Origin of the sequence: Roseibium sp. (assembly GCF_965232425.1) — a bacterium.
GTDB lineage: Bacteria > Pseudomonadota > Alphaproteobacteria > Rhizobiales > Stappiaceae > Roseibium.
In genome coordinates this window covers 2,677,813-2,702,162 of record NZ_OZ246971.1, presented here as the reverse complement: position 1 = coordinate 2,702,162, position 24,350 = coordinate 2,677,813, and the positions used below count along the sequence as shown (strand labels likewise).

Genomic DNA, 24,350 nt, shown 5'->3' with positions numbered 1-24,350 from the left:
GCTGACGAAAACCATGAGGAATCAACTTCATGAAAATCGCAAGACAAAAATCTAAGCTTCTGACGCTGAATCGGAATTCGGCTCACGCTCCCGGGCCGAACAAGATCTGAGAAGTAAAAATTCGGAGCACACGCGGAAACTGATTCTCTTTTTGGCGCGAGCGCAATCAAAACGCCTAGGGCGCGGTGTTTCCGAATTCCTGGTGAATGGCGTCGATCTTCTCAAGCACATCGCCGCTCAGGACGAGGTCGGCGGCCGCGACGTCGGTTTCCAGCTGGTCCATCCGGGTCGCACCGATGATGACGGACGCCATGAAACTGCGCGACTTCGCAAAGGCGAGCGCCATCTGGGCCGGATCGAGACCGGCCTCCTGCGCCAGTTCGAAATAGGCATCCACCGCCTCGAATGTCCGCGGGTGTTCATAGCGCTGCATTTTGTTGAAGAGGGTCTTGCGGGCACCGGCCGGCAGAGCGCCATTGCGGTATTTTCCGGTCAGGTAGCCTTGCGCGAGCGACGAATAGGCCAGCAGCCCGATGTCCTCGCGGCGCGCGATTTCCGCAAGTCCCGTTTCAAAAGTCCTGTTGACCATCGAATAGGCGTTCTGGATCGAGGCGATCCTGGGAACGTCGTACAGCTCCGATGCGGTGACATAGCGCATCGTTCCCCAGGAACTCTCGTTGGAGACGCCGACAGCCCTGACTTTCCCGGCCTTGACCAGATCGCCCATGACCTCGAGCGTGGACTGGATGCTGTGTTCGTTCTCGACCGGCTCCGCGTCCTTCCAGCGCGTGGGGTTGGAACCGAAGCCGGAGACATTCCTGTCCGGCCAGTGGATCTGGTAGAGATCGATGTAATCGGTCTTCAGGTTCTTGAGGCTTCGCTCAACGGCGAATTCGATCTGGCTGCGGGACAGCTCGCCCGTCTGACCGTTTTCGCGGAACCAGTCCATAACTGTCCGCCCGACCACCTTGGTCGCCATGACGACCTTGTCGCGGTGACCCGTCTTTTCGAACCAGGTTCCGATGATGCGTTCCGTGCGTCCCTGCGTCTCCCGGTTTGACGGGATGGGATAAAGCTCCGCAGCGTCGAAGAAGTTGATGCCCTTCTCAAACGCATAATCCATCTGTGCGTGGCCTTCGGCCTCCGTGTTCTGTTCGCCGAACGTCATCGTTCCGAGGCAAAGAGAGCTCACATGCATGTCGGTGCGGCCGAGACGGCGCTGTTCCATCGGACATTCCTTCAGGTTCTGAAATGAGCCCCCCCGAGGACGTCGGGAGGGCCGGGAGCCGGACGGCCCCTCAGGAGGACTGGGCTCTTGCCAGAAGTTCTTCCACTTTCGGCAGGATCTTGTCGACAATGACGGCGACCCCGTCCGCATTCGGATGCATTCCGTCGGACAGGTTCAGATCCGGATTGAGGGCAACCCCTTCGAGAAAGAACGGATAAAGCAGGGCATCGTGAGCTTTTGCAAGGTCTGAATAGATCGGATCGAAGACGTCGGCATATTCGGGTCCGAGGTTCCGCGGCGCCAGCATGCCGGCGAGCAGCACTTCGACACCGCGTTCGCGCAGCCGCCGGGTCATATCGTCCAGGTTCTTGCGCGTGAGATCAGGCTGTATGCCGCGAAGGGCGTCATTGGCACCCAGCTCGAGGATGACCGCATCCGCGTCCGGACCGACCGACCAGTCCAGCCGTGACAGACCGCCCGACGTGGTGTCGCCGGAAACGCCCGCATTCACGACCTCGACCGAGTATCCGCGCGCATCGAGGGCTTTTTGCAGCTGTTCGGGAAAGCCTTCCTCCGGCCCCAGCTGATATCCGGCCGACAGGCTGTCGCCGAGAACCACAAGCTTCATGTCCGCTGAAAAAACGGTTGCCGGTGAAAACAGGAACATCAGAGCGCTGAAAATTAGGCAGATACGGTTCACTTTAAAACTCTTTCAGGACTGGAAGACCAACCACATCAGGCCCATATGGTCGCAGAGCGCTCAAAAGTCGAGAGCGGACGTTGATCAGGAAGACGTCAACCGAGCCCTTTGTAAAGGTCTGATGATGACAAATACACCCGCGATTTCCCTCAAGAACGTTCATCTAACGCTTGGGGAGGGCGCCGGCAGGGTCCACATCCTGAAGGGCATTGATCTCGACATCGAAAAGGGAATGTCGGTGGGTCTCGTCGGACCGTCCGGATCGGGAAAGTCCACCCTGCTGATGGTGATGGCCGGTCTCGAGCGGGCGGACGAAGGGTCGATCAATGTCGCCGGATCGGAACTCGGCCCGTTGTCGGAGGACCAGCTGGCAAGGTTCAGGGGCCGCAAGGTCGGCATCATTTTCCAGTCCTTTCACCTCGTTCCGAACATGACCGCGCTTGAAAACGTCGCCGTGCCGCTGGAGCTCGCAGGCGACGCGTCCGCTTTCGAGAAAGCCGAGGCGGAACTGGACGCGGTCGGCCTTGGCCACCGTCTTCATCATTACCCCGCGCAGATGTCGGGCGGTGAGCAGCAGCGTGTTGCGGTCGCGCGCGCCCTGGTTGTCGAACCGGAAATCCTGATCGCCGACGAGCCGACCGGTAACCTGGACGATTCGACCGGTACGCAGATCGTCGACCTGATGTTCAGCGCCCAGCGCGAACGCAAGACGACACTGGTCCTGGTCACCCACGATCCCGCTCTCGCCGAGCAATGCGACCGGATGATCCGGGTCCGCTCCGGTGAGATCGAGGAAGAAACGGCCGGCAACAGCCTCGCGCAGGAAGAGGTCACCGCATGAGCGGTTTTGTGCCTTCCGGCTCAGCCGCCGGCAACCAGACATTTGCACTGGCAAGCCGTTTCGCTCTGAGAGAACTTCGGGGCGGTCTCAAGGGGTTCTACATCTTCATTGCCTGTATCGCCCTGGGCGTCGCTGCAATTGCCGGCGTCACGTCGGTTTCGCGCGCGCTGACGGAGGGTATTGCCAACGAAGGTCAGGCAATCCTGGGCGGAGATCTCTCCTTTTCGCTGATCCACCGGCAGGCGGGGTCCGACGAGACCGCGTTTCTGGACACCCTGGGCTCGGTGTCGCGCGTTGCAACGCTGCGCGCCATGTCCAGGCGCTCCGATACGGGAGAGCAGGCGCTCGTCGAACTCAAGGCCGTCGACAACGCCTATCCGCTTTACGGCACACTCGACCTGCAGTCCGGCCAGTCCCTTGAAGACGCGCTGTCGCAGCAGGACGGCGTCTGGGGCGCGGTTGCGGATCTGGCACTGCTTGCGCGGCTGGATGTCGAGATCGGTGACACGCTTGCCCTTGGCCGGTCGACTGTCCGCATCACCGACGTGATCGAGACCGAACCGGACAAGCTGGCCGGTGGCATGGAATTCGGTCCGCGCCTGATGATTTCCGACGCGGCGATCGGCGACACCGACCTTGTGCAGCCGGGCAGTCTCGTACGCTGGCACTACCGCGTGCGCATGTCGCCGGCTCCGGACCTTGCGGACATCGAGAACGTGATTGAACAGGTCAAGGCCGAACAGCCGGAGGCGGACTGGCGGATCCGCTCGCGTGCAAACGCATCGCCCGGCCTTCAACGCAGCATCGGGCGCTTCGCCCAGTTCCTGACGCTCGTGGGTCTGACGGCGCTGGTTGTCGGCGGTGTCGGCGTTGCAAACGCGATCCGCGCCTATCTGGAAACCAAGCGGGAAGTCATCGCAAGCTTCAAGTGCCTCGGGGCGACCGGCGACTTCGTCTTCCGGATCTACCTGGTCCAGATGCTGGTTATCGCCCTGATCGGGATCGGGATCGGCCTCGTAGTCGGTGCATTGATACCGTTCGCGGCCGCTGCGGCGCTGGCCAACGTTCTGCCGGTTCAGCTCGCGGCGAACATCTATCCGGCCGAACTCGGCCTCGGGCTCGTCTACGGGCTCCTGACGGCGCTTGCATTCGCCTTGTGGCCGCTCGGGCGCGCGCATGACGTGCCCCCGACGGCCCTTTTCCGCGACATCGTCACTGGAGGCACGAAACTCCCGCGCAAACGCTATCTGGCGGCGACCGCAGTCATGGTGGTCCTGCTGGCGGGCATCGCAGTGCTTCTGTCTCACGACAAGTTCATCGCAACCGTTTACATCACGGCATCTGCCTTCGCTTTCATCCTGCTCGTGCTGGTGGCCAGGGTGATCATGATGCTGGCGCGCAGGCTGCCGAGCGTGCGCTCCACCGAACTGCGGCTGGCCATCGCCAACATCCACCGGCCCGGAGCGCTGACGCCCTCCGTGGTCCTGTCCCTCGGGCTGGGCCTGTCCCTGCTTGTCGCGCTGGCCCTGATCGACGGCAACCTGCGCCGCGAACTGACCGCGACAATGGCGGACAAGGCACCGAGTTTCTTTTTCGTCGATATTCAGAGCCATGAACGCGATGCGTTCAACGACCTGCTGCGCGCGGAAGCGCCGTCCAGCGAGATACGCAGCGTGCCAATGTTGCGCGGGCGCATCGTCAGCCTGAACGATATTCCGTCCGACGAATTCGTACCGGCCCAGGAAGGTTCCGACTGGGTTCTGCGCGGCGATCGCGGGATCACCTATGAAACCACGCTTCCCGAAAACTCCAAGCTGACGGAAGGAAGCTGGTGGCCGGAAGACTATTCCGGCGTACCGCTCGTCTCATTCGATGCCGAGGCCGGCACGGAACTTGGGCTGAAGATCGGCGACAAGGTCACGGTCAACGTCCTCGGGCGCGAGATCTCGGCGGAAATCGCCAACTTCCGTGACATCGAATGGCAATCCCTGTCGATCAACTTTGTCATGGTGTTTTCGCCGAACACCTTCGCCGGCGCGCCGCATGCCCATCTGATGACGCTCGGCTGGGAAGAGGATGTCCCGACGCAGACCGAACTCGACCTTCTGAAGACCGTGTCCAACACGTTTCCGACGGTGACCTCCGTGCGTGTCAAGGATGCGATCGCGCAGGTCAACGATCTCGTCGCGCAGCTTGCATGGGCAATCCGCGGCGCCAGTTCCATCACCCTGATCGCAAGCGTTCTTGTTCTGGCAGGCGCTCTTGCGGCCGGCCATCGCAACCGCATCTATGACGCCGTCATCCTGAAAACGATCGGCGCCACGCGGCCGCGGCTCATTCTGGCCTATGGCCTGGAATACGCCATTCTGGGCCTCACGACCGCCGTTTTCGCGCTGGTTGCGGGCGGTGTCGCCGCATGGTTCGTGATCACGCGCATCATGGAAGGGACCTTCGTGCTGATGCCGGTCACGGCCGCGGGTGCTGCCCTGGTCGCACTTGTCCTGACGGTCGGTTTCGGATTGATCGGCACCTGGCGCATCCTTGGTGAAAAACCGGCGCCGGTTCTGCGCAACCTCTGACGACGCGGGCCGCGTTTGCCGGTGCGGACGCGGCCGCCCGGCAAACCCGGTTTTTCCGCACCTGCTGCAACCCGCTCTTGCTTGCATGGGCCCCTGTTCTTGTTTATCCGGATAGCTCGGGAAAAGGAACGGAAGAAGGGCAGGTTCCATGTTTGAGATTTCAAAGCGGTCAGCACTGAAAATTATCGCGGCGGCGGGCATTGTCGCGTCGATGGCAGCGCTTCCATTTGCAGCGCCGGCACATGCCGAAAGTCCGTTTCACACCGGCGTCTGGCAGCTGAACACGCCGGAGGGCCCGCGCGGGCTTGTCGTCAGCGACTGGCTGGTTTTCGAAGATGGCCTGCCGAAGCGCTGGCTCTACCGCCGCGCCGGCACCAACGACGAAAACCAGTTCGATTTTTTCAGCCGCACCATGGGTGACAGCGGATACACGCCTGTCGGGATCCGCGTGTACCGGACGGGTGAGAATTCGATGAAATACACGCTGGCCCCCAAGGGCGAAGAACCTGTCGAGGTCTCGGCGGTGCGCCTGTCGATCCCGAATTTCGAAAATTCCTGTCTTTCCGTTGAAAAGAAGGGCAAGCGGTTCTTCGGCAACTGGGTCGGCACGAACGGATCGAAACTCAAGAAACTCAATGTCGGCAAGACCAAGATGACCATTGACGGCGAGGCGCGCGAAATTGCCATCGAGGAAGTGCGTGTGGGCCGCATGGGCATCACCGAAGGCGGAAAACCGGTTGCGTTCCTGACGGATGCGGGCGGGGATTATGCCGTCCTGCAGTGGTTCAAACCGGGCGTGACCGTCGAACAGATGCGCAACAAGGAACGGGAAATCCTTGATTTTGCCTCGGAAGAAATCGTCCGCAATCCCGGTGGCGACTGCGACCGGCAGATCGCCTCCCGCCTCAAGGCAATGAAATAACTTTCATTTCCTTAAGCATAATGCGGTATAATGCGGTCAGGAGCAGAAAGATTAAGATTTTTTCAGAAAATCGATCTTGTGCTTGTGTCCGCATTTTCCCATATGTTGAGGGAGTTGTGCTGCATGTAATGGTACATGCAAAAATCGATCTAGAAGGGGAAGAACACAACCATGTCGACCTTTGACCGTCAATCTCAAGGCGCCTACACCGTTGCCGGCTCGCGCGCCGAGGCCGGCATTGATCAAGGCCTGCGCGCCTACATGCTGGGCGTCTACAACTACATGACCATCGGCCTTGCGCTGACGGGTTTCTTCGCTTTGGCAACCATGATGCTGGCGACGACCTCCGATCAGAGCGCGGCTGTTGCCACGATGGGCAACGGAACGATGCTCACCCAGCTTGGCGTTACGCTTTACGGCAGCCCGCTGAAATGGGTTGTAATGCTCGCGCCGCTCGGAATGGTGCTCTGGCTCTCGTTCCGCGTTCAGTCCATGAGCGCCTCGTCCGCACGCACCATGTTCCTGGTGTACTCGGCCATCATGGGCATTTCGCTGTCTTCGATCTTCCTGGTCTACACCGGTGGCTCGATCGCACGCGTGTTCTTCATCACGGCCGCTTCCTTCGGAGCGCTGAGCATCTTCGGCTACACCACGAAAAAGGACCTCTCCGGCTGGGGCTCGTTCCTTTTCATGGGTCTGATCGGGATCATCATCGCGTCGATCGTGAACATCTTCATGGCGTCTTCCGCCCTGCAGTTCGCGATCTCCGTCATCGGTGTTCTGGTGTTCGCCGGCCTGACCGCCTACGACACCCAGCAGATCAAGGAAATGTACTACGAAGGTGACAGCGGCGAAGTCGCCACCAAGAAGTCCGTCATGGGCGCCCTGCGTCTGTACCTCGACTTCATCAACATGTTCCTGATGCTGCTGCAGCTGTTCGGCAATCGCGAATAAGCGCTCTGCATTCAAACGAGAAAGCCCGGCACTGCCGGGCTTTTTTGTTTCTGCACATCGATGCTTCCGGTCAGATCAGGCGTCGACCACGCGCAAATGTTTCTTCTTCTCCAGAACGCGCAGCACCTGTGACAGGTCATGGCCGCGTTTCAGGATCATGCCACCGGCGCCGACAACGCTGTAGGCGCCCTGACGGCGCGCCAGCTTGGGATCCTTCTCGATGCGGTAGAGCGGCATTTCGGAGGTCCGCCGGAACACGGAAAAAACCGCCCTGTCCTTGAGAAGATCCATCGCGTAGTCGCGCCACTCACCATCGGCAACCATGCGACCGTAAAGCCGAAGGATCGTGTCGAGTTCTTTCCGGTTGAAGGCTACGACGGGTTTGGAAGGCAGAGCCGGTTGGCTTAGCGGCGACGGGTTGGTTCCCGCGCCGCGCTGAAACGCGCTGTCATCGGCTTCGCTCATTCCGCCTCCATTCGATCGGTGTCCCGTAATTTGCCCCGGCGACCGGCCCCGGGGTCATCGTCCTGTCATGATGCGTCGCAATTGGGGCCAATGGCAAGCCCGCGCGTTCAGAAACATATTTCCGTCTCACGAATGCGTGAGGCGGAACGGCCTTTTTCGCGTGATTGCAGGCCCGTTTTCACGCAACGGTAACTTGCCCTGAAAGAATGCCCAAAATTCCATGATTTTGCCGCAATCCAGCCCTTGGCAAGCCATTTTAACTACCCATATTTCGATCATACCCTGATGGGTGTGACCAGTAAGGATCGCGGAATGCATTAGCCCCCCAGCCCCCCGGGGTTCTTACCAGTCAGCCAGATTTACAGAGTCAAACATCAGGGCAACTGAAGGGCCGGCAATATGCCGGCCCTTTTCATTTGCGGAATGCGCCTCCCATGACCTGAAACGGTCACCCGGACACAAGTCGCGTCTCACTTTTCGAGCCCGCACGCACATTTGCCTCTTCTCCATTGCCGGGCTTGTTGTATCCTTCCCTCAGGATGAGCACGGACCTGATCGATTTACGCGCGGCACGGCCCGCGGACTGCGAAGCGCTTGCTGGCATTCACAGCGAGGCGTGGCTCGGCGCGTACCGGGGCGTTCTGCATGGTGTCGACCTTCAGAAGATGGTGACACGCCGCGGAACCGGCTGGTGGCGCGGTGCTCTGGAGCGCGGTGTCGAGATCAAGATCGTCTCCGTTGCCGATGTCCCGGCCGGCTACGCGACATTCGGTCGATGCCGTTTGCGCGACACCGGCATAGAAGGGGAAATCTACGAGCTCTACCTGAAACCGGAATATCAGGGCCTCGGCTTCGGAAAGGCCCTTTTCGGCAGCGTTCGCAAGACGCTCGCGTCCAGGAACCTGCATGGCCTTGCCGTGCAGGTCCTGAGCGAGAACGAACCCGCCCGAAGCTTCTACCGTGCCCTTGGCGGCACGCTGACCGCCAAGTCCTGGTACCGGATGGGCGGGCGCCGCATGGAACTCTCGATCTACAGCTGGCCGGGCCGAAAGACCTGACACCTGACACCGGCAGCACGCATCACTGAAAAATGCCCTTGTTTCCCGGCACTATCGGGGGAAGCGAGCAATTGTGGGTTCCGGCCATGGTGTCGGCCAGATCGCGGCTCATCTGATTGGCGCCGGGGTTCGCCTGGGCATCGATCCTGCCGACCTGACAGGTTGCCCCGGGTTTCAACTGGGTCACGATGAGAACGCTTCCGGTCCCCTTGCCTTCATCGAGGCTCGGAAACCATCTGAGGATGGTTGCAAACGGCACCCCGTCCCGCAATCGCCACTCAAGTGTTTCGTTGATCGTGTTGAAGCGGGAAAGCGTCTGGCCGGCGGCAGGCTCGTTCTCAGCGTCTGGCCCGAAGGAAACGAACATGCGCAGGTCTCCCTCCGAAACAAGCACCTGAAGTCCGCCATAGCCCGGGCAAGTCCAGCTGCCGCCGAATGTTCCCTCCTCTGCGGCACGTTCAAGCTGGTTGCAATCCTCAAGGTTGATCTTGGTATAGGCGCTCGTGATTTCCGCTGCACTGGCGCTCAGGCCCATGCTGGCCAACACCACAACCACTGCAGTCACGCGCCTCTGGATGAAGGAAAAATATCTTCTCATGTGTCATGCCTCCGGAACCGTTTGTGCGGGTAGATCTGCACTTTCGACTTTTGGTGCAATGCAAAATAATAGCTTGAACTTCTCCGGCAGGATTGCGATAGACGCAGCAGCAATCAACAGGAGTTTCAAAATGCGTATCGATGCCGTGCCAATCGGCAGCAACCCGCCGGAAGACATCAACGTGATTATCGAGGTGTCTGTGGGTGGCGAGCCGATCAAATACGAGATGGACAAGGACGCCGGTGCCATGTACGTCGACCGCTTCCTCTACACTCCGATGCGCTACCCGGGCAACTACGGTTTCGTTCCGCACACCTTGTGCGGCGACGGCGACCCGATCGACGTTGTGGTCGTCAACCAGCGCCCTGTCGTGCCTGGCGCGATCATGTCCTGCCGCCCGATCGGTGTCCTCATGATGGAAGACGAGTCGGGACAGGATGAAAAGATCATCGCCGTGCCCGGCCAGAAGCTCACGAAACGCTACGCCCATATTCACGACGTGACCGACCTGCCGCAGATCACGGTCGATCAGGTCAAGCATTTCTTCGAGCACTACAAGGATCTGGAGCCCGGCAAATGGGTAAAGGTGACCGGTGTCGAAGGCGCCGAGGCCGCGAAGAAGCTGATCACCGAGTCGATTGAACGCGCACAGGCTGCACCGGCCGAGTAAGAGCGGCCGCAACGGCACATCACAGGTGAGGCCGCAGGCGGATCAAAGGTCCGCGGCGGCCTCAATGCGTTCCATGTCCTGGTCGGACAGGCCGAAATGGTGGCCGATTTCATGGATCAGGACATGCGCAACGACATCGCCGAGGGTCTCGTCCATGGCAGCCCAGTAATCGAGAATGGGCCGCCGGAACAGCCAGATGCGGTTCGGCATTTGGCCTGTGTATTCAGCGTCACCTCCCTGAGCGAGACCCTGCCCTTCGAACAGTCCGAGCAGATCATGCGGGTCTTCGATCGCGAGCGCATCCAGTACGTCGTCGGGAGCATAATCGGCAAGGCTGATCTGGATGTGGCCGCAGCGCAGCAGCACATCGTCCGGCAGTCCCGCGAGAACCTCGCTGGCCATCTTCTCGAAGTCGGACAGATCGGGTGCCCTGAGGTCGGACCAGTCGCTTCGGCTGATCGGTCGGACGGATGCCATGTTGCCTGCCTTGCTTCTCCGGGGCGCGATATTCGACCTACAAGTAGGTAACGAAAAGGTAGATCACCAGCCCGATCGCGAATATCACCCCGGCAACCCTGCCGATCCGGGTTCCCCAGACCTCGATCTGATCGTTCTCGTCCTTGTCCGCAGCGTTCAAATGGTCTTTTGCCCTGTCGGCCATGCGCACGAAGGTCGAACCCACGATCGTTTCGCTTTCAGCCTGCACGCGATCGAGTGCCTTGAGAGCTTCTTCGCGCTGCTCTTCCTTTGGGTGCTTTTTTCCGCTCATACGCTCACAGTGGCTTTGTTTCCTGACCGATTCAACAAAAAAGCCGCCACAAGGGCAAGGATGGCAAGACCGCCGGACGCAACGGCATTCCAGCCGGCGAAGGAAAGCCCCAGCATGCGCCAGCTGGCTTCCGTACAACTGACGATGCGGGTCGATTGCAGCGCCTGCAGCATGTTTGCGGCGGAGTTGGGCGCAGCCGAACCCCCGCCGCAATCATTGGGCCCCGCCCAGAACTGCCACTCCGCACCTGCCTGATAGATGCCCAGGCCCGATCCGTAGGCAAAGATTGCGGCCACGCCCAAGAGAACAAGCAAGGCCAGGCCGGTCCGTTGCGTCGTGATCAGAAGAAGGGCGAGTGCGGTCACGGGAAGTCCGACATAGTACGGCACGCGCTGTTCCAGGCAGAGCTTGCAGGGAACATAGCCGCCAATCAGCTGAAAACCCCAGGCCGTCGCAATCACGGCAAGCCCGCCCGCAAGGACAAGCCCGGTCACGTTTCGAGCAGTCAAGCCCTGGATCATCGCATCCTCGTCAATCAGATGTAGCGCAGCACAATAAAGCCGCCGACCAGCAACACCACAAATAGGGTGAACATGAGACCGAGGCGTTTTTCGATGAACTCCTTGATCGGCGGGCCGAAGAAGTAGAGCAGCCCCGCAACGATGAAGAAACGCAGGCCCCTGGAGACAATGCTGGCAACGATGAAAATCGGCAGGCTCAGTCCCGCCACGCCGGAGGCAATGGTGATGACCTTGTACGGAAAGGGCGTCAGGCCGGCGATGAAGACGAACCACCATCCCCAGTGATTGAAGACCGCGCTGAACTCGTCGAACTTGTCCATCTTGCCGTAGAAGGTCAAGATCGGTTCGGCGACCTGTTCGAACAGAAACATGCCGATCAGGTAACCCAGTATGCCGCCGAGAACGGATGTCAGCGTGCACAGCAGCGCGTACCACCAGGCCTTCTCCCTGCGGGCGATCACCATCGGGATCAGGAGAATGTCCGGCGGGATCGGAAAAAAGGAACTTTCGACGAAGGAAACGGACCCGAGCGCGGCAGGCGCGCGCGGTCCGGCGGCAAGGGACAGGGTCCAGTCGTAGAGGCGTCTGATCATGGCGCTTCCATAGCGGCAGTGACTTAAAAAGTCACCAACAGATCCGCCAAATACCAGGATTGATTGAAAATCTCGTGCGTAGAGCAGACCCGCCCTCGTGACAGGTCTCCGGTGGAAGGCGAAGACCTGCCTTCCGGGCGCCGGTGTCAGCACTCCGGCAGGTTGACAGCCAGTCCGCCCAGCGACGTTTCCTTGTACTTGTCACGCATGTCCTGCCCCGTCTGGCGCATCGTTTCGATGCAATTGTCCAGCGGCATGAAGTGAACGCCGTCCCCGTGGAGCGCAAGCGAAGCGGCCGATACCGCCTTGATCGCACCCATGCCGTTGCGCTCGATGCAGGGCACCTGGACCAGGCCCTTCACGGGATCGCAGGTCATGCCGAGGTGATGTTCGAGCGCGATCTCGGCCGCGTTCTCGACCTGCGCATTGCTGCCGCCAAGCGCGGCACACAGTCCCGCCGCGGCCATCGCGGAGGCCGAACCGACTTCCGCCTGACAGCCGCATTCCGCGCCGGAGATCGACGCATTGTGCTTGATGAGGCCTCCGATCGCGGCGGCGGTCAGCAGAAAATCGTCGATCCCCTTCCGGGACGTGTCGACACAGTGATCCCGGTAATAGCGGATCACTGCGGGCACGACACCTGCGGCCCCGTTTGTCGGCGACGTCACCACCTGGCCGCCGGCGGCGTTTTCCTCGTTCACCGCCATCGCATAAACGGACAGCCAGTCATTGATGGCATGCGGCTGCTGGCTGTTGGATCCGGTTTGCTCCTGGAGGCGCTGATGGATGGCCCTGGCCCTGCGCTTGACGCTCAACCCGCCGGGCAGAACGCCCTCCAGCTTGAGGCCGCGCGTGATGCAGGCGTCCATGACCGACCAGATGGCCGCAAGACGGCTGTTGAGCGCATCCCGTCCGAGGACGGATTCTTCGTTGGCCCGCTTCATGTCGGCAATGCTCAGGCCGGAGGCACGGCCCATTTCCAGCATTTCCGCTGCCGATCCGAACGGATACGGATAGCCGATGGCTTCCTTTTCATCGTGAAGATCGACATCTGGCGCTTTTTCCGCGGCCAGGAGCTCGGCTTCCGTCGCGATGAACCCGCCACCGATGGAATAGTATGTCTCGGCGAGCAGAACGTGAGCGTCTGCATCCCGGGCGGTCAGTTTCATGCCGTTTGCATGCAGCGGCAGGGCGGGACCGTAATCGAAGACAAGATCCTGATCCGGATCGAAGCGGATATCGCCGCACGCGCCGGCAACCAGTGTCCGTGTCTGCAGCAACTGCTGCAGCTTTTGTTCGGCAAGCCCGGCATCGACATTGTCCGGACGGAACCCGAGCAGACCCAGCATGACCGCACGGTCGGTTGCGTGACCCTTGCCGGTAAAGGCCAGCGACCCGTGCAGCGATGCGCTCAGATGCGCGGCCTGCGCGGGTGCAAACCGTCCGCCGTCACCGGCGGCAAGCCGGTCCAGAAAGTCGACGGCCGCGGTCATCGGCCCCATCGTGTGCGACGACGATGGGCCGATCCCGATCTTGAAGATGTCGAAAACGCTGAGGAACATGCGATCGGCCCCGAATGCGCGGCGCCCGTGAGCGCCGCGCCTTAGATTTATTCAGCCGCTTCCGCGTAGTCCGACATCGGCGGGCAGGTGCAGACCAGGTTCCGGTCGCCATAGGCATTGTCGACCCGGTTGACCGGCGCCCAATACTTGTCGACGTCGAGCGAACCAGCCGGATAACACGCCTGCTCGCGCGTGTAGGGCCGGTTCCACTCGCCGACAAGATCTGCCACCGTGTGCGGTGCATTCTTGAGCGGGTTGTTTTCCGGATCGATCCTGCCGTCGATGATGTCCTGCGCTTCCGCGCGGATGGACAGCATCGCGTCGCAGAACCGGTCGAGCTCCGCCTTCGGTTCCGATTCCGTCGGTTCGACCATGAGCGTACCGGCAACCGGCCAGGACATGGTCGGTGCATGAAAACCGCTGTCCATCAGCCGCTTGGCAACGTCCTCGACCGTCACCCCGGCGCTGTCGGCAAGGGGGCGCGTGTCGAGAATGCACTCATGCGCGACCCGGCCGGTTTCGGACGTATAGAGGATCTCGTAGGCATCCTTCAGCCGCGCCGCGATGTAGTTGGCGTTCAGGATCGCGACCTTGGTCGCCTGCGTCAGGCCCGGCCCGCCCATCAGGAGGACATAGGCCCAGCTGACCGGCAGGATGGACGGTGATCCGAACGGTGCAGCGGAGACCGGACCGACGGCCGTGCCGTATTCCGGATGACCGGGCAGGTAGGGTTCCAGATGCGCCTTGACGCCGATCGGACCCATGCCCGGACCGCCGCCGCCATGCGGAATGCAGAAGGTCTTGTGCAGGTTGAGGTGGCTGACGTCACCGCCGATGGCGCCCGGCTGCGACAGACCGACCATCGCATTCATGTTCGCGCCGTCGATATAGACCTGGCCGCCGTGATCATGGGTGATCCGGCAGACTTCCTGAACGGTTTCCTCGAAGACACCATGCGTCGAGGGATAGGTGATCATGCAGGCAGCAAGATTCTCCGAATGCTGCTCCGCCTTCTCGCGGAAATCGTCAAGATCGATATCGCCCTTTTCGTCGGATTTCACCGGCACGACCTTGTAACCGACCATCTGTGCGGACGCAGGATTGGTGCCGTGGGCAGACGTCGGGATCAGGCAGATGTTGCGATGCCCTTCTCCCCGCGCCACGTGATAGTTCCGGATGGTCAGGAGACCGGCATATTCGCCCTGTGCGCCCGAATTCGGCTGTTGGCTGATCGCGTCATACCCGGTGATCTGGCACAGCTTGTCGTTCAGATCGGAGATCATTTCGTGATAGCCTGCGGCCTGATCTTCCGGAACGAACGGGTGCAGGTCAGAGAATTCCGGCCAGGTGACCGGGATCATCTCGATGGTCGCGTTCAGCTTCATCGTGCAGGAGCCGAGCGGGATCATGGCCCGGTCGAGGGCAAGGTCACGGTCTGCCAGCCGGCGCATGTAGCGCGTCATTTCCGCTTCCGCGCGGTTCATGTGGAAGATCGGATGCGTCAGGTAGGCGCTCTCCCGCAAGGCGTGCTGCGGCAGCCGGTAATCCCGGTTCAGTTCGCTGTCGTCGATCATGTCGCCGCCAAAGGCCCGCCAGACCGCCTCGATGGTTTCCGGCCGGGTCTGTTCGTCGAGCGAGATGCCGACGCGCGTGTCACCGACCTTGCGCAGGTTGATGCCGTTGGCGACCGCCGCATTCATGACCACGCCCTGCAGCGCTCCAACCTCGACGGTGATCGTGTCGAAGAAGACCTCCGGTTCGACCTTGAAACCGAGTTTCTCAAGACCCGTCGCCAGGCGCGATGTCTTGCGGTGAACCGACTGCGCAATAGCCTTGATGCCGTCCGGCCCGTGATAGACTGCGTACATGGACGCGATCACCGCCAGCAGCGCCTGTGCCGTGCACACGTTAGAGTTGGCCTTTTCGCGGCGAATGTGCTGTTCGCGGGTCTGTAGCGACAGGCGGTACGCCTTCTTGCCGCGGCTGTCGATCGACACCCCGATGATCCGGCCCGGCATGCTGCGCTTGAACGCATCCTTGCAGGACATGTAGGCGGCATGCGGACCGCCATATCCCATCGGAACACCGAAGCGCTGCGTCGAACCGACGGCAATGTCGGCCCCCATTTCACCCGGCGACTTCAGGAGAGCCAGGGCCAGCGGATCGGCCGCGACGATGGCAAGCGCCTTGTTCTCGTGCAGCTTGCCGATGATGCCGGTGAAATCACGCACATGCCCATGAGTGCCCGGATACTGGAAGATCGCGCCGAAAACGGCTTCCGGATCAAGCGTGTCCGGATTTCCGACGACGACTTCGATGCCGAGCGGTTCGGCGCGCGTCTGAATGACGGCGATGTTCTGCGGATGACAGTTCTCGTCGACGAAAAACGTGTTCGACTTGGACTTCGCCGACCGCTTTGCCATCGTCATGGCTTCCGCGGCTGCCGTGGATTCGTCCAGCAGCGACGCATTGGCGACATCGAGCCCGGTGAGGTCGGACACCATGGTCTGGAAATTCAGCAGGGCTTCGAGACGCCCCTGCGAAATCTCCGGCTGATACGGCGTATAGGCCGTATACCAGGCCGGGTTCTCAAGGATATTCCGCAGGATCGGTGCCGGTGTCGTCGTGCCGTAATATCCCTGGCCGATCAGGGACGTCAGCACCTTGTTCTTCGACGCCACCTGCTTCATATGGAAGAGCGCATCGCGCTCCGACAGGCCGGGACCGCCCCAGTCGAGCGCTTCCTGCTGCCGGATCGCCGGGGGCACGGTGGCATCGATCAGGTCGTCGAGGCTGGCAAAGCCGATCAGTTTCAGCATCTCCGCCATTTCGGAAGGCGACGGGCCGATGTGCCGGCGGTTGGCAAAATCATAGGCCTGGTAGGTCGTGAGTTCGAAAGCCATCTGTTGCAGTTCCCTTAGGCGATGAAGGCCTTGTAGGCGTCGAGATCCATCAGTTCGCTCAGCTGGTCGGTATTCGACAGCTTGATCTTGTAGAGCCAGCCATCGGCTTCCGGGCTCTCGCTCAGCGTTGCGGGGCTGTCCGCCAGGGAGCCGTTCACCTCGACGATCTCGCCGTCGACGGGTGCGTAGATCTCCGACGCGGCCTTGACCGATTCCACGACGCCGATCTCATCCGATTTCTCGAAGCTTTCACCGGTTTCTTTCTGCTCCACGTAAACGATCTCACCGAGCTGTTCGGCAGCGTGGGCGGTAATCCCGAGGGTCGCGGTATCGCCCTCCACCTTGATCCATTCGTGGTCCTCGGAAAAATAGGTGCTCATGTCGGTCTCTCCACGATTAGCGCTTGTAATTCTGTTGTACGAAGGGCAGCGCGACAACCTCGGCCGGTTGCGCCTTGCCTCTGATGATCAAATTTACCCTGGTACCCGGCTCGGCGTGAGCGGAGGCAACATATCCCATCGCGACCGGACCGCCGGCCGTCGGACCGAAGCTGCCGGACGTGATCTCGCCGATAGTGCCGCCGTCCGCGGCCTGGACTTCGACACCATGGCGCGCGGGCGCGCGGCCTTCGGGGCGGATCCCGACGAGTTTGCGCGACGGGCCGTCCGCAATCTCGCGCTGAATGCGTTCCGCGCCCGGAAAACCGCCTTCTTCACGGCGCCGCTTCTGGATCGCCCAGATCAGCGATGCCTCGATTGGTGATGTCTGCGTGTCGATATCGCTTCCATAGAGACACAGCCCGGCTTCAAGGCGGAGGGAATCGCGCGCACCGAGACCTGCGGGTTCGCAGTTGTCGTCCGCCAGGAAGGCCCGGGTGATGTCGACGGCCTTGTCTTCGGGAATGGAGATTTCGTAGCCGTCCTCGCCGGTATAGCCGAGACGCGACACACGGCATTCGACGCCATTTATGTCGGCGACCGTCGTCTCCATGAACTTGAGGTCGCGCGCCGCAGGGCAAAGCGCCCCGACAACGTCCTCCGCCTTGGGTCCCTGCACAGCCACAAGCGCCCGGTCGAAGATCTCGGTCACCTCGACACCGTCGAGATGTGCTGCCATGTGCGGGATATCCTGGTGCCGCATCGAGGCATTGACCACGACGAAGAAATGGTCGCCCGCATTGGAGACGATCAGGTCGTCCATGATGCCGCCGCTGTCGTTGGTGAAAAAGCCGTAGCGCGCCTTGCCTTCCTTCAGCGCGGCAAACGCCTGCGGGCAGAGCGCTTCCAGCTTTTCTCCGACATTTTCACCCTTGAGGATAACCTGCCCCATATGACTGACATCGAAAAGCGCGGCCCTCTCGCGGCACTGCTTGTGCTCTCCCATGATGCCGAGCGGGTACTGGACCGGCATTTCCCAGCCGGCGAAATCCACCATCTTGCCGCCAAGTTCGACGTGAAGGTCGTAAAGGGGTGTGCGTTTGGGAGCGTCAGCCATGGTACCGGTCCTTTCCTGTTCCAGTTGGAGCCGCTCCGGTCCGATTTCAGAACCCGGTTTCCTTCGGAGAAGAAGGCGCGGGCCGGACAGGATGTCGTGGCGTCGGGTCAGGGAGAAGACTACCACCCTGAAGCCCCGTCGGAAACGCCACAACGCTCCCCTTTCTCATCATTTGTTTCTTATAGGAAACTTTTCCATAATTCGCAACGTATGTTTTAACGAGAAGAAATTGACCTGTTTCTGAGACTGTGCGAGTTTCAGGAAAATTCGGAAAGAGCTGACATGGACCCGGTTTCCCAATCCGACGATGACATCACCGACGCAGGCGACACCGATCATCTGGGAAAGATGATCCGCGAGGCGCGGCTCAAGAAAGGCTGGACGCTGGAGGAAGCCGGGAAGGCGGCCGGCATCGGCCGGTCGACCCTTTCCAAGATCGAGAACAGTCAGACGCGACCGAGTTTCGATATCGTTCGCCGTCTGACCAAGGCCCTGGAACTCAAGACGCCGCAGCTCTTCGTGCAGTCCGGTCCGAGCGATATTTCAGGCCGCCGCGACGTCACCATCGCCGGTGGCGGCGAGTTGCAGGAAACGCCCACCTATTCTCACGAACTCCTGTGCACCGAGCTGACCAGCAAGCGCATGTTCCCCTATATCAGCACGATCAAGGCGCGGGACGTTTCCGAATTCGATTCCTGGATCCGCCACCGGGGCGAGGAATTCATGTATGTGATCAGCGGCGAGCTGACCTTCTTCACCGAGCACTACAGACCGCTGCCGATGAAGGCGGGCGACAGTGTCTATTATGACAGCGGCATGGGCCATGGCTGCATTTCGACCGGCGACGAAGACGCAAAGGTGCTCTGGGTCAGCCTCGAATAGGCGGACGCCGGCCTGTTTCCTTTAAGAAACTCACGGTCGGTTGTGAAAGATGAAGCCGATGAAATTGAGCAGGATCTGCGCCGCCAGGATCTGCGTGCTCTGGCTCGGATCGTAATCCGGTGCGACCTCCACCAGGTCGATACCTGCGACGCGGCCCCGCTTCGAAAGCCCCTGCAGAATCTCCAGGACATCGTAGTACAGGAACCCGCCGTGACTGGGTGTGCCGGTACCGGGTGCAATGGACGGGCAGAACGCGTCGATGTCGATGGTGACGTAGTATCGGGCGCCGGCGGGAATGCGCTCCAGGACGGCATCGGTCCCGAGCTTGCGGACCTGCCGAACCGACAGAATGTCGGACCCCCGCGCGCGCGCATCCTCGTAACCTTCCTTCGCGGTCGAGGACACGTTGCGGATACCCAGCTGGGTCATGCCGGAAACGTAGTCCTTTTCGATCGCCCGGCGCATCGGATTGCCGTGGCCTGCCGTAACCCCGTGGCGCTCGTCGACAAAATCCAGATGCGCATCGATCTGGACCACGTGGATCGGCCCGTTCGCCGCGCAATCGTCCCTGAACGCGTTGATGCAGGGAATGTTCACCGAGTGGTCGCCGCCGATCACCACCGGCAGGGCGCCAGCCGACAGGATCTTCTTCACCCCGTATTCGATGTTGGCGTGGCTTTCCTCGGTCTTGGTGTGAATGATGTCGGCATCGCCGATATCGACGATCCTGACATCCGCACCGAGATAGGTCGCGTCATCCTCGTGATCATAGGCCCCCGCGTGACCGAAACTGAACAGCGTCGATGCCTCGCGCACAGAGCGTGGCCCGAAACGCGCGCCGGATCGGAACTGGCAGCCGAAATCGAACGGAGCGCCCAGCACGGCCACATCGGCATCGATCGCATCCCAGTCGGAGACGTATTCCTTCTTGCCGAAGGTCGAGATCCCGACAAAAGGCAGGTTCAGGCGGCCGGATTCATAACCGTGTCCCGACATGAGGCTCTCCGTTGTACATGTTGTTTCGTTCGCCGGAGCGGCATCCTACATTGCTGGAAAAACGACCGTTTGCAAGCAACTGCGCTTCGGAGAATTGGGTACCCCTACTGACCCGGTGCGGGCTCCATGTTCTGCTCGATGGCGTCCAAGGCCGCAGCGGCGGCCTTTTCCTTGGTTTCCTCGTCGAGCTCGTCGGCACCGATGACCTCCACCTTGACGTTCCGCTGAGCGAAGTTGATCCCCGCCTTTTCGAATTCGTCGCGGATACGCTGGTAGGCGTCGCGGCGGATCGTCCACTGGCCGCCGGGCTTGGTCATGAACTTGACGCCGACAACCATGTTGAACTCCTCCATGCGCCGGACACCCTGAAACTTCAGAGGTTGGAGGAAGTTGCCGCCGTAATCGGGATTTTCCTGCAGTTCCGCATCGATTTTCTTGACGATCTTCTTGGCAAGTTTCAGGTCCGTGTCGAAGGGAACCCGGAACTCCAGCTTCATCATCACCCAGTCGCGGCTGTAGTTGGTGAGCGACTTCAGCTCGCCGAAGGGGATGGTGTGAACGGCGCCGCGGTGATGGCGCAATTGCAGGGAGCGGATCGACATCGATTCCACGGTGCCGCGAATGTCGCCCATCTCGATATATTCACCGACCCGGAACGCATCGTCGATCAGGAAGAAGACCCCGGAGACGATATCGCGCACCAGCGCCTGGGCACCGAACCCGACCGCCAGGCCGACGACGCCGGCACCTGCCAGCAGCGGCGTGATGTTGATGCCCATGGAGGACAGGCCGATCAGCGCCACCATCACCAGGATCGTCACGAGGACGACCTTCTTGATAAGCGGCAGCAAGGTTGCCATGCGCGCTTCCGGTCCGGGCGCCATTCCGGGCACCAGTTTCGGCATGCTTGCCATGCGCCGATCGATGGCGGTCTTGGTCGCGGTCCACACGAGATCGCCGATCAGGAAGGCCACCATGACATCGATCAGGACACGCACAACTTGTGCCGGGGCCGAATCGACGGCGGACATGTTCCACGGCTGAACACCCCAGAACAGCCCGATGCAGACCACCGCGGAGACGACGACGACAAACCGGCCCAGCCGCACGGCGACCGGCAGATAGACACCGTGCATCGCCTCGGCATTCTCAATCGCCTCCTGCTCGGTCTCGTCCGGCGTCTCCGCGTCTGGTCCCGCTTCCTGCTCAACGACGACTTCCGTCCCGCTTTCAGCCTCCGTTTCGCTGGCGGCGTTGGCTTCGCTGCTGTCTTCTGCCGGCGTCGCCTCGGCCCGGCTTTCCTCGAAAGCCTGTTCGATAGTCTTGCGCACCATGCGCTCCGCGGGGATCAGCAGGGCAACGACGGCAAGGGTTCCGGCGGCACTGTAAGCGCCGATCAGCCAGAGAATGAACAGCATGAACAGTGTCATCGAACCGACCACCGGGATCACGATGGACTGGCGTTTCGGTTCGCTGCGCGTGTGCATCAGCCAGAGCAGCAGGATCGCAAGCATCGTCGTGATCGCGGCGGCGATGATATCGATCGTGAGGCCGACCGGCTCGTCGGCTCCAAGGACCACGATCGTCTCGGCCAGGCCGTGTCCGAACAGCATCACCGCGGAGGCCAGCATGACGCCGAGATAAAGACCCCGCGCATCCTGCCGCGAAAGCGGCACCAGGCGCAGCGCCTCGATGCGCGGGGCGAGCGCGAACAAGGCCAGCGCGGACACGACGCGCAGCATAACCAGCGCGAACAGGAGTTCCAGGACGAATTCCTCGGCATTGGGCGGCCAGTCGAAAATGACGAAGGTGCCGATCGTGCCGAGCGAGAAGAAGACCGCGCCGCCGGAGACAAGCGCAAGGCGCGTCAGCGCCGAGCGGACCTTGTCGATATAGCGGTTCGAGCGGGACAGTTCGATGCGTCTTCGAAAATATCCGGCGTAGCGCCAGTAGAGCCATTCAAGCCCGACGCCGACAAAAACGAAAATGATCAGCAGAACGACGAAATTCAGCTGCTCCCGCGGCGTCAGCCCCTGCTGCCATGTACTGGAAACGATGGCCGGGAGCCCGGGGACAAGGGCCAGCGACGCGCCGACTTCCTGCACGCGCAACTGGATCTGTACGAGGCCCAGTTCAACGCTTTCGCGGAATGTCAGGTTGGCGGGGGCTCCGTCATCGCCCAGCCCTGCGGCCCGCTGCTGCAGCCAGTTGACCACCGCCGGATCGGCCAGAAGCCGCGCCAGTTCCTTGATGTCGTTCGGCGATGGTTCCGCCGGTGCCGCCACCGTCTCGGCAGAACCGGCACCCGGAAGCATCATCTGGGCCGACAGGGGCGTCGCCACATGCAGGAGCCCCAGGAAAATCAGCGTCGCGAACAGCCTGATCATGCGGCGCCCCCGCTCTGCGGAGCCGGGTCCGCGTCGCGCGCGGCAAGAGCTTCTCCCCGGAGCAGTTCCTGGTACTCCACCGGGGAGATCGTCGGATCAAACACCCGCTCCACGGTGACGGGCCCTCCGGCCGGCATGGCCTGGCAGGCGAGCCGGACGCCATCGGGAAGGGACCGGCGCGCAAGGGTCTCCGCTTCGGTCCTGCCGGGCGGTTCAAGGTTCTCATGCCCCTCCAGAACGCGAACGGCACACGAGCCGCAGCGCCCTCTCGCCCCGCAAAGCGCGGCATGGGCAGTATCCATGGACTGGGCGGTTTCGAGCAGGCTGACCCCGGCGGTTCGCTCGATCGTCGGGCCGTCGCGGTAGGTGATCGAGATCTTCGGCCGCTTGCCCCAAAGGCGGATCGCGCGGGCCACGAGGATGACCAAGACGAGGGCCGTGTACCACCACAGGACCTGGCTCTGGATCTGGTTCAACGTGTCACCGACGGAACCATATGCGGCCGCGGCTTCACGAACCGGCGCCATGAACTCCGGATCGCCACTGTTGGCAATCAGGATCTTGCCGGATTCGACGAACCCGAGCAGGGCGGCAACGGGCACGATGACAGCGAACGGGTAGGAAAAGGTGGCATAGCGCCCCCACCATTTCTGCACCTGCATCCACAGAAACAGGCCGTAGCAGGCATGAACCCAGATGACGATAAGGGCAAGAACCTGCTGAATGCCCAGATGCGGCACGAACATCCAGTAAACCGCGAGCACCCATTTGAAATCCACATGCGCGCCCGTCATCGCGGGGCCGACCACGGTGCCCATGATGTGGGGCAGGAGCAGCGGCACGATCGCCAGTCCCAGGGCAGCCTGTCCCGCATCCGCCCAGTTGGAAAAGAGACTGTTGCGCCAAAAGACCGTCCATAGACCAAGGCCGGCATGAACGAAGAAACTCAGGATCAGGAGCGGTCCGCCGACCGGGTTGCCGAACGGCCCCATCAGGACCCGTCCGGCGGCTTCCATTGCGCCGATCGAATGAAGCCCGAATGCGAGCGTCAGCAAGTGACCCGTCACGAACACGAACAAAACCAGGCCGCTCAGGATGCGTAGTCTGCTGATCATGTAACTTTTCCGTCCCGCATGCTGTTTTCCGCTTTGTGGCCCCGGTCCGCCTGAAGACGGCACAATGGCAGCGGCGCAAAACATCCCCTCACCTGCTATCGATAACGTATTGCAGGTCGCGGCTCCAATAAATTGATGTGTTTCCAACGCCAAAACCTTGGCATCAGGCGGCCAGGCGCAGGTATTTTGCCGGAACAGGTTTTTGGAAACCTTGATCCGGCGGCGGCATGGGAGTGACTGGCCGCGCGCGCTTCGTTTACCGCACGGCGCGATTCATGCCGCCGTCAGAGAGGATGTTCTGGCCGTTGATGTAGCGGGCGCCTTCCGACGCCAGGAAAACGCACGCCTGACCGATCTCGGCAAACGATGCCGGACGTTGAGCCGGGATGGATCTTCGTGCGAAGTCGGACAGGTTCACGTTCTCGCAGAAGCCGGGCATCAGGTTGTTCATGTTGATGTTGTGCCGAGCGTAGCGGTCACCGTAGAGCTTGGCGAAGCTGTGAAGCGCCCCGCGCAGCATGCTCATGGGATAGGCCGCTCGGGGCTCCACCGTGTTCATGGAAGAAATGTTCACGAACGACCCGCCACCCTGCCGGATCATGATCGGCGTTACGATCCGCGCCAGCTTCACGACATTCAGCACATACATGTCGAGACTGTCATGCCAGAGCGCGTCGGTGAGTTCCAGCAGCGGCCCGTCGAACTCCGGATCGAAACCGACCGTCTTGATGGTTTCAGGCACGCCGCCGCCATGCCCCATGTTGCTGACGACGGCGTCGACCCTGCCGTAGGTCTCCAGCGTCGCGTCCACCATCGCCTGAAGATCGTCTGCCTCCAGCACGGAACCCTGGCGTCCGATGCCGCCCAGTTCCTTGGCGAGGTTCGCAGAACGCTTTGATGGCGACATCAGCGAGACCTTGTAACCCGCATTCGCCATCTCGACGGCACAGCCCTTTCCGATGCCCTGACCTGTTCCGGTCATCAGGGCCACTCTGACAGTCGTCACGTGTTCGTCTCCGCTATGATAATTTTGCGCAGTATCATCAATGATAGGCGCAAAACTGACGACACGATAACGACTTTACGGGCTGCTAATGTGAGATAAACTCATAG

General features: G+C 61.2%; 23 protein-coding genes. 7 read left to right on the top strand and 16 right to left on the bottom strand.

All coding sequences use genetic code 11. The features are described from left to right. Nucleotides 1-175: 175 nt before the first annotated feature. Together ACO08A_RS12350 and ACO08A_RS12345 are read right to left on the bottom strand one after the other, a co-directional pair. A complete protein-coding gene (locus ACO08A_RS12350; RefSeq protein WP_422041335.1) occupies nt 176-1,228 on the bottom strand; it encodes an aldo/keto reductase in 1,053 nt (350 codons plus the stop codon). A 70-nt stretch (nt 1,229-1,298) separates the two neighbouring features. Beyond that, complete coding sequence (locus ACO08A_RS12345; RefSeq protein ID WP_422041750.1) at nt 1,299-1,895, bottom strand: arylesterase; 597 nt, start codon at nt 1,893-1,895, stop codon at nt 1,299-1,301. A gap of 157 nt (nt 1,896-2,052) precedes the next feature. Here ACO08A_RS12345 and ACO08A_RS12340 point away from each other — a divergent pair, with 157 nt between their 5' ends. From ACO08A_RS12340 to ACO08A_RS12325, 4 genes are all read left to right on the top strand, one after another. Next, the gene (locus ACO08A_RS12340; protein WP_422041334.1) at nt 2,053-2,769 is read left to right on the top strand and encodes an ABC transporter ATP-binding protein; all 717 of its coding nucleotides are present in this window, start codon (nt 2,053-2,055) and stop codon (nt 2,767-2,769) included. After that, a complete protein-coding gene (locus ACO08A_RS12335; protein WP_422041333.1) occupies nt 2,766-5,348 on the top strand; it encodes an ABC transporter permease in 2,583 nt (860 codons plus the stop codon). Before ACO08A_RS12340 ends, ACO08A_RS12335 begins: the two co-directional genes overlap by 4 nt. A gap of 148 nt (nt 5,349-5,496) precedes the next feature. Then, entirely contained in the window at nt 5,497-6,270 is a 774-nt protein-coding gene (locus tag ACO08A_RS12330) for a hypothetical protein (protein ID WP_422041332.1), read from the top strand. Between the two features lie 171 nt (nt 6,271-6,441). After that, on the top strand, nt 6,442-7,224 hold the full coding sequence (locus tag ACO08A_RS12325) for a Bax inhibitor-1/YccA family protein (protein ID WP_421980192.1): 783 nt from the start codon (nt 6,442-6,444) through the stop codon (nt 7,222-7,224). A gap of 75 nt (nt 7,225-7,299) precedes the next feature. Here the strand turns inward: ACO08A_RS12325 and ACO08A_RS12320 are convergent, their stop codons facing one another. Further along, nucleotides 7,300-7,689 (bottom strand): DUF2794 domain-containing protein, encoded by a 390-nt coding sequence (locus tag ACO08A_RS12320; protein WP_319384575.1) that lies wholly within the window; start codon nt 7,687-7,689, stop codon nt 7,300-7,302. A 539-nt stretch (nt 7,690-8,228) separates the two neighbouring features. Here ACO08A_RS12320 and ACO08A_RS12315 point away from each other — a divergent pair. Continuing rightward, a complete protein-coding gene (locus ACO08A_RS12315; RefSeq protein WP_422041331.1) occupies nt 8,229-8,747 on the top strand; it encodes a GNAT family N-acetyltransferase in 519 nt (172 codons plus the stop codon). Between the two features lie 22 nt (nt 8,748-8,769). On the opposite strand, the gene ACO08A_RS12310 is transcribed toward ACO08A_RS12315, so the two are convergent. Then, entirely contained in the window at nt 8,770-9,345 is a 576-nt protein-coding gene (locus ACO08A_RS12310; protein WP_422041330.1) for a hypothetical protein, read from the bottom strand. 130 nt (nt 9,346-9,475) lie between these two features. Between ACO08A_RS12310 and ppa the strand changes: the two genes are divergently transcribed. After that, nucleotides 9,476-10,015, top strand: coding sequence for an inorganic diphosphatase (gene ppa, locus ACO08A_RS12305; protein ID WP_422041329.1), 540 nt, complete (start codon nt 9,476-9,478; stop codon nt 10,013-10,015). A gap of 42 nt (nt 10,016-10,057) precedes the next feature. Here the strand turns inward: ppa and ACO08A_RS12300 are convergent, their stop codons facing one another. From ACO08A_RS12300 to gcvT, 8 genes are all read right to left on the bottom strand, one after another. Further along, nucleotides 10,058-10,492 (bottom strand): metallopeptidase family protein, encoded by a 435-nt coding sequence (locus ACO08A_RS12300; RefSeq protein WP_422041328.1) that lies wholly within the window; start codon nt 10,490-10,492, stop codon nt 10,058-10,060. A gap of 37 nt (nt 10,493-10,529) precedes the next feature. After that, nucleotides 10,530-10,784, bottom strand: coding sequence for a hypothetical protein (locus ACO08A_RS12295; RefSeq protein WP_421980197.1), 255 nt, complete (start codon nt 10,782-10,784; stop codon nt 10,530-10,532). Continuing rightward, entirely contained in the window at nt 10,781-11,305 is a 525-nt protein-coding gene (locus tag ACO08A_RS12290; RefSeq protein WP_422041327.1) for a disulfide bond formation protein B, read from the bottom strand. The genes ACO08A_RS12295 and ACO08A_RS12290 overlap by 4 nt, the downstream gene beginning before the upstream one ends. Nucleotides 11,306-11,319: 14 nt before the next feature. Beyond that, a complete protein-coding gene (locus ACO08A_RS12285; protein ID WP_422041326.1) occupies nt 11,320-11,898 on the bottom strand; it encodes a YqaA family protein in 579 nt (192 codons plus the stop codon). Nucleotides 11,899-12,044: 146 nt separating this feature from the next. Further along, a complete protein-coding gene (locus ACO08A_RS12280; protein WP_422041325.1) occupies nt 12,045-13,460 on the bottom strand; it encodes an L-serine ammonia-lyase in 1,416 nt (471 codons plus the stop codon). Nucleotides 13,461-13,507: 47 nt separating this feature from the next. After that, complete coding sequence (gene gcvP / locus ACO08A_RS12275) at nt 13,508-16,363, bottom strand: aminomethyl-transferring glycine dehydrogenase (RefSeq protein ID WP_422041324.1); 2,856 nt, start codon at nt 16,361-16,363, stop codon at nt 13,508-13,510. Between the two features lie 14 nt (nt 16,364-16,377). Beyond that, nucleotides 16,378-16,743 carry a glycine cleavage system protein GcvH gene (gene gcvH / locus ACO08A_RS12270; RefSeq protein ID WP_306142076.1) on the bottom strand — a complete coding sequence of 122 codons (366 nt, stop codon included), beginning with the start codon at nt 16,741-16,743 and terminating at the stop codon, nt 16,378-16,380. A 16-nt stretch (nt 16,744-16,759) separates the two neighbouring features. After that, on the bottom strand, nt 16,760-17,857 hold the full coding sequence (gene gcvT, locus ACO08A_RS12265; RefSeq protein WP_422041323.1) for a glycine cleavage system aminomethyltransferase GcvT: 1,098 nt from the start codon (nt 17,855-17,857) through the stop codon (nt 16,760-16,762). Nucleotides 17,858-18,139: 282 nt separating this feature from the next. On the opposite strand from gcvT, the gene ACO08A_RS12260 reads away from it, so the two are divergent. Then, nucleotides 18,140-18,739, top strand: coding sequence for a helix-turn-helix domain-containing protein (locus tag ACO08A_RS12260; protein WP_422041322.1), 600 nt, complete (start codon nt 18,140-18,142; stop codon nt 18,737-18,739). Between the two features lie 30 nt (nt 18,740-18,769). On the opposite strand, the gene speB is transcribed toward ACO08A_RS12260, so the two are convergent. The 4 genes from speB to ACO08A_RS12240 all read right to left on the bottom strand — a co-directional run bounded on the left by speB (nt 18,770) and on the right by ACO08A_RS12240 (nt 24,243). Next, the gene (gene speB / locus ACO08A_RS12255) at nt 18,770-19,735 is read right to left on the bottom strand and encodes an agmatinase (RefSeq protein WP_422041321.1); all 966 of its coding nucleotides are present in this window, start codon (nt 19,733-19,735) and stop codon (nt 18,770-18,772) included. A gap of 104 nt (nt 19,736-19,839) precedes the next feature. After that, nucleotides 19,840-22,122, bottom strand: a complete 2,283-nt coding sequence (locus ACO08A_RS12250) for a mechanosensitive ion channel domain-containing protein (protein ID WP_422041320.1) — start codon at nt 22,120-22,122, stop codon at nt 19,840-19,842. Then, on the bottom strand, nt 22,119-23,237 hold the full coding sequence (locus ACO08A_RS12245; protein WP_422041319.1) for a 2Fe-2S iron-sulfur cluster-binding protein: 1,119 nt from the start codon (nt 23,235-23,237) through the stop codon (nt 22,119-22,121). Before ACO08A_RS12245 ends, ACO08A_RS12250 begins: the two co-directional genes overlap by 4 nt. Before the next feature lie 256 nt (nt 23,238-23,493). After that, nucleotides 23,494-24,243, bottom strand: a complete 750-nt coding sequence (locus ACO08A_RS12240; RefSeq protein WP_422041318.1) for an SDR family oxidoreductase — start codon at nt 24,241-24,243, stop codon at nt 23,494-23,496. Nucleotides 24,244-24,350 lie beyond the last annotated feature (107 nt).

What these genes read in the sequence shown, in the direction of transcription:
- ACO08A_RS12350 (WP_422041335.1), bottom strand. Translation starts at nt 1,228, where the DNA reads ATGGAACAGCGCCGTCTCGGCCGCACCGACATGCATGTGAGCTCTCTT.
- ACO08A_RS12345 (WP_422041750.1), bottom strand. Translation starts at nt 1,895, where the DNA reads ATGTTCCTGTTTTCACCGGCAACCGTTTTTTCAGCGGACATGAAGCTT.
- ACO08A_RS12340 (WP_422041334.1), top strand. Translation starts at nt 2,053, where the DNA reads ATGACAAATACACCCGCGATTTCCCTCAAGAACGTTCATCTAACGCTT.
- ACO08A_RS12335 (WP_422041333.1), top strand. Translation starts at nt 2,766, where the DNA reads ATGAGCGGTTTTGTGCCTTCCGGCTCAGCCGCCGGCAACCAGACATTT.
- ACO08A_RS12330 (WP_422041332.1), top strand. Translation starts at nt 5,497, where the DNA reads ATGTTTGAGATTTCAAAGCGGTCAGCACTGAAAATTATCGCGGCGGCG.
- ACO08A_RS12325 (WP_421980192.1), top strand. Translation starts at nt 6,442, where the DNA reads ATGTCGACCTTTGACCGTCAATCTCAAGGCGCCTACACCGTTGCCGGC.
- ACO08A_RS12320 (WP_319384575.1), bottom strand. Translation starts at nt 7,689, where the DNA reads ATGAGCGAAGCCGATGACAGCGCGTTTCAGCGCGGCGCGGGAACCAAC.
- ACO08A_RS12315 (WP_422041331.1), top strand. Translation starts at nt 8,229, where the DNA reads ATGAGCACGGACCTGATCGATTTACGCGCGGCACGGCCCGCGGACTGC.
- ACO08A_RS12310 (WP_422041330.1), bottom strand. Translation starts at nt 9,345, where the DNA reads ATGAGAAGATATTTTTCCTTCATCCAGAGGCGCGTGACTGCAGTGGTT.
- ppa (WP_422041329.1), top strand. Translation starts at nt 9,476, where the DNA reads ATGCGTATCGATGCCGTGCCAATCGGCAGCAACCCGCCGGAAGACATC.
- ACO08A_RS12300 (WP_422041328.1), bottom strand. Translation starts at nt 10,492, where the DNA reads ATGGCATCCGTCCGACCGATCAGCCGAAGCGACTGGTCCGACCTCAGG.
- ACO08A_RS12295 (WP_421980197.1), bottom strand. Translation starts at nt 10,784, where the DNA reads ATGAGCGGAAAAAAGCACCCAAAGGAAGAGCAGCGCGAAGAAGCTCTC.
- ACO08A_RS12290 (WP_422041327.1), bottom strand. Translation starts at nt 11,305, where the DNA reads ATGATCCAGGGCTTGACTGCTCGAAACGTGACCGGGCTTGTCCTTGCG.
- ACO08A_RS12285 (WP_422041326.1), bottom strand. Translation starts at nt 11,898, where the DNA reads ATGATCAGACGCCTCTACGACTGGACCCTGTCCCTTGCCGCCGGACCG.
- ACO08A_RS12280 (WP_422041325.1), bottom strand. Translation starts at nt 13,460, where the DNA reads ATGTTCCTCAGCGTTTTCGACATCTTCAAGATCGGGATCGGCCCATCG.
- gcvP (WP_422041324.1), bottom strand. Translation starts at nt 16,363, where the DNA reads ATGGCTTTCGAACTCACGACCTACCAGGCCTATGATTTTGCCAACCGC.
- gcvH (WP_306142076.1), bottom strand. Translation starts at nt 16,743, where the DNA reads ATGAGCACCTATTTTTCCGAGGACCACGAATGGATCAAGGTGGAGGGC.
- gcvT (WP_422041323.1), bottom strand. Translation starts at nt 17,857, where the DNA reads ATGGCTGACGCTCCCAAACGCACACCCCTTTACGACCTTCACGTCGAA.
- ACO08A_RS12260 (WP_422041322.1), top strand. Translation starts at nt 18,140, where the DNA reads ATGGACCCGGTTTCCCAATCCGACGATGACATCACCGACGCAGGCGAC.
- speB (WP_422041321.1), bottom strand. Translation starts at nt 19,735, where the DNA reads ATGTCGGGACACGGTTATGAATCCGGCCGCCTGAACCTGCCTTTTGTC.
- ACO08A_RS12250 (WP_422041320.1), bottom strand. Translation starts at nt 22,122, where the DNA reads ATGATCAGGCTGTTCGCGACGCTGATTTTCCTGGGGCTCCTGCATGTG.
- ACO08A_RS12245 (WP_422041319.1), bottom strand. Translation starts at nt 23,237, where the DNA reads ATGATCAGCAGACTACGCATCCTGAGCGGCCTGGTTTTGTTCGTGTTC.